Source organism: Mucilaginibacter sp., from assembly GCF_028288105.1.
Lineage (GTDB): Bacteria > Bacteroidota > Bacteroidia > Sphingobacteriales > Sphingobacteriaceae > Mucilaginibacter.
Genome location: NZ_JAQBOI010000155.1, coordinates 1 through 3,851 on the forward strand (window position 1 = coordinate 1; position 3,851 = coordinate 3,851).

Annotated in this window: 3 protein-coding genes and 1 other RNA gene; 3 read left to right on the plus strand and 1 reads right to left on the minus strand. The window is 38.6% G+C overall.

Going from position 1 to position 3,851, the window contains the following annotated elements; all coding sequences use genetic code 11:
* Window positions 1–22 precede the first annotated feature (22 nt).
* The 3 genes from ffs (at window position 23) to JWQ85_RS10955 (ending at window position 2,269) form a co-directional block, all read left to right on the plus strand.
* Window positions 23–121, plus strand: an RNA gene (gene ffs / locus JWQ85_RS10945) — signal recognition particle sRNA small type.
* A 104-nt stretch (window positions 122–225) separates the two neighbouring features.
* Window positions 226–1,182, plus strand: a complete 957-nt coding sequence (locus JWQ85_RS10950; protein ID WP_299467811.1) for a YpdA family putative bacillithiol disulfide reductase — start codon at window positions 226–228, stop codon at window positions 1,180–1,182.
* Window positions 1,183–1,255: 73 nt separating this feature from the next.
* The gene (locus JWQ85_RS10955; protein ID WP_299467813.1) at window positions 1,256–2,269 is read left to right on the plus strand and encodes a LacI family DNA-binding transcriptional regulator; all 1,014 of its coding nucleotides are present in this window, start codon (window positions 1,256–1,258) and stop codon (window positions 2,267–2,269) included.
* Here JWQ85_RS10955 and JWQ85_RS10960 read toward each other — a convergent pair.
* Window positions 2,266–3,135 carry an inositol oxygenase family protein gene (locus tag JWQ85_RS10960; protein ID WP_299467815.1) on the minus strand — a complete coding sequence of 290 codons (870 nt, stop codon included), beginning with the start codon at window positions 3,133–3,135 and terminating at the stop codon, window positions 2,266–2,268. The two genes, JWQ85_RS10955 and JWQ85_RS10960, sit on opposite strands and share 4 nt — an antisense overlap.
* Window positions 3,136–3,851: the final 716 nt, after the last annotated feature.

The window sequence follows — 3,851 nt, forward strand, 5'->3', positions numbered from 1 at the left end:
TCCTTTTTCTATCTTTGCGGCGGGATAAGTCTTTTACGGCCAGCTCCTCTTGAACTCCCCCAGGGTGGGAACGCAGCAAGGGTAGAGAGTTGAGCGGCGCGATAAGAGTAGCTTATCCCATTTTTGTGCCTTGTTTTTTCTAAAAGGGCTAAATAGGGTATCAAAACCTGCCGATATTCAACATTCAAAATACATTTGTTCCAGCCAAACTAATTATCTTCGCACATGCTCGATATACTCATTATAGGCGGTGGCCCCATTGGTTTAGCCTGCGGACTGGCGGCCCAAAAAGCCGGATTAAGTTTTATTATTGTTGAAAAAGGCTGCCTGGTAAATTCATTGTACAACTATCCTTCTACCATGATGTTCTTTTCTACATCAGAAAAACTGGAGATTGGCGGCGTACCTTTTGTTACCGTACACACAAAACCTACCCGTGCCGATGCGCTGGAGTATTACCGCCGTGTAGCCTTGTCGAATAATTTACCGCTTAATTTATTTGAAGAAGTAACCAATGTAAAACCCACAGATGCCGGCTATACTATCACCACTTCAAAAGCCACTTATCAGGCAAAAAAAGTGATACTTTCTACAGGATTTTACGATATAGCCGTTAATCTGGATATCCCTGGCGAAGACTTGCCTAAAGTAAAACATTATTACAAGGACCCGCATTATTACGCTTTGCAAAAAGTAGTTGTTGTGGGCAGCAGCAATTCGGCTATTGATGTGGCTTTAGAAACTTACCGTAAAGGTGCCGAGGTTACGCTGGTAGTGCGCGGCCCCGAGATCAGCAGCAGGGTTAAATACTGGGTACGGCCGGATATTATCAACCGCATAAAAGAAGGTAGCATTAAGGCTTATTTCAACTCTAATTTGTCCGCCGTCCGCCAAACCGAGGTGGATATAGATACCCCGGAAGGCAAAATAACTATCCCTAATGATTTTGTAATGGCCATGACAGGTTATAAGCCTAATTTTGATTTTCTGGCCAAACTGGGTATTCAACTATCCAAAGATAAATTCATACCCGAATACGATCACGAAACGATGGAAACCAACCAGCCGGGGCTATACCTTGCTGGCGTAGTTTGCGGCGGACTGGATACGCACCTTTGGTTTATCGAAAACTCACGCATTCACGCGGATATGATCATTGATGATATAGTGAGCAAAAAGTAAGAGTTGGTTTTTTCGTTTGATTGATATTTGATTGTTGTAGAAAAACTTTATCTTAATTACATAACCCCGGCTTATGAGTAATATCACTATCAAAGAGCTTGCACTTGAATTGAATTTGTCGGCCGCTACTGTATCAAGGGCATTAAGTGATAGTTACGAAATTAGCGCCGCAACCAAACAAAGGGTTTGGGATTTAGCCAAAAAGCTAAATTATGAACCTAACCCATCGGCAAGTACTTTACGAAGCCACAAAACCAAAACCCTGGCGGTAATTGTTCCTGAAATAGCCAATAACTTTTTTTCGCAGGCAATTAATGGCATCGAAGAAATTTCGAGGCAACATGGTTATCATGTATTAATTTATCAAACCCACGAAAACAGCGAAACAGAAGCGGCTTTTATAAAAAGTTTACTGAGCGGCCGTGTTGATGGCGTTTTAATATCAGTATCGAGCGAAACGAATAATAAGGATCATTTTACCGAACTGAATAAAAATATCCCTGTTGTATTTTTTGACAGGGCCTTAGAAAATATTGATGCTGTTAAAATAACAACCAACGATTATGAAAGTGCATATAATGCTACAGCGCATTTAATTGAATGCGGCTGTAAAAGAATAAGCTTTCTTTTTGCACTTAACAATCTTTCAACCGGTAAAAACCGACTAAGCGGATATATAGATGCATTAGCAAACAACAATATTGTTTATGATGAAACGCAGATAATTAACTGCGACAATGATGAAAGTCAAAATTATTCACTTATAAAAGCTCTGCTGACTACAAATAAACCAGATGGCCTAATCTCTTCTATAGAGGAATTGGTGTTGCCTTGTTACGCGATATGCGAAGAGCTGCATATAAATATCCCCGATGATCTTAAAATAGTAAGTTTCTCCAACTTAAAAACAGCACCATTCTTAAATCCATCATTAACAACCATTACACAGCCCGCATTTGAAATTGGTATAACAGCCGCAACCCTCATTTTAAAGTTGCTGAATAAAAAACAAGTTGACACAAACGAAATTGTCGTGTTAAAATCGGATCTGATTGAGAGAGGATCTACGGCTGTTAAAAAAAATTAAAGTTTAACCGTCTCAGGTAAATACTTAGCAATTAAATCTTCATAATAAGGCTTCAACTCGGCCACTACGGGTGGTTTAGGGCTTTTAGAATACAAATCGTACGGGTTAAATTTATCAACCCATTTAAACATCTCCTTATCGTGGGCATTTAACAGGTGATCGTAAGCGTTTTCGCGATGCTGGGAATAAAATGAATGATAACGGATCATGTATAAAGCAGGTTCGGGAAGATGATCTTTAGTGATATGATACAAATATTCATCATGCCCCCACGACATATGGATATTATCTAACCCGCACTGGTGCGTGTAAACGCCATATTTGGTATTATAACGCTCATCATCATTATCGGGGTTGGCAGCAAAAAATTCGGGGTACACAATTTTATCCGAAAACTTGCAGCCCACCGGGAAGGTATCGCCAACAACATTCCACTGTGGTTCGCCAAACAGGCACAGTACTTTACCCAAATCATGTATAAACCCTGTTAATACAAACCAATCCGGGTGCCCGTCGGCCCTAATGGCTTCGGCTGTTTGCAATAAATGTTGCAGCTGATCAAGAGAGGTGTCGGGATCAGAATCATCAACCAGGGTATTTAAATAATCCATGGCAGCCCACCAGGGCATTTCCTTTTTATCAAACTTTAAAAAATTGGCTTTTTTCGCCAACACATTATCATAGGTTTGATATTTATGGTTCAATCTATAAAATTCGCGCACCGAGTCGTTTTCTGGGCTATCATAATTCCTGAACTCCTCTTTAGTTTTTGTTGTACCAGCTTCCGGATATCTTTTTAAAACATCATCTTCCCATACATCCAAACTACTTAGCGGCGCTACTTCTTTTTCACTTAAACTTTCCATAATCAGTTAATTTTTTGATTGAACTTACAGATGAAAAACTCTAATTGAGTTATCTCTTTTTATAATTGGTATATAAAGTTCAATAAAACATATGGTTATGTTAGTAGTATGTACGGTGTATATTTACGTAAACGATTACGTAGATATCAGTAACCGTATAATTATGGAGAGTTAAATGCTATTACCCTTCAACAGGCAAAACAAAAGCAGTATTTAAATATCAAATTAAGCTTTTGCAGATACTATTCTGTTATATTAATATTTCTTAATTGTAATGTTTTATGCGTGCAGGCAAATTATAACAGTTTTTTCTTGCATAAGTAAAATTTAATGCAATAATTTGCACAAAATTAAAAAGTACATATACTTTACAGAAAATGATAAAACAAAACATAAACAGAATGGATATCAGCGCATTTTTTGCTCCGGTTGCCGCTGCTTTAGTTTCTTTTGTTTTGTTATTCCCCCCCAGCCGACGACGGGTGTTCATCCCACGGGTTTGAATTAGGTTTTAATCTCCACCCAAACAAAGAAGCGCTATTAAACTTCTTTAAACAACGTCCATCTAATTATTACGGCCTTATAAGCCAATAATTTAACGGTAATTTTTCTATTATAATGACCATACAAGATTTTGACATAACCGTAGCAACTGCACAACATGCAGACTTTGCCACTATTATATGTGATGAAATGGCGGAGTCGGCCAAGGCGCG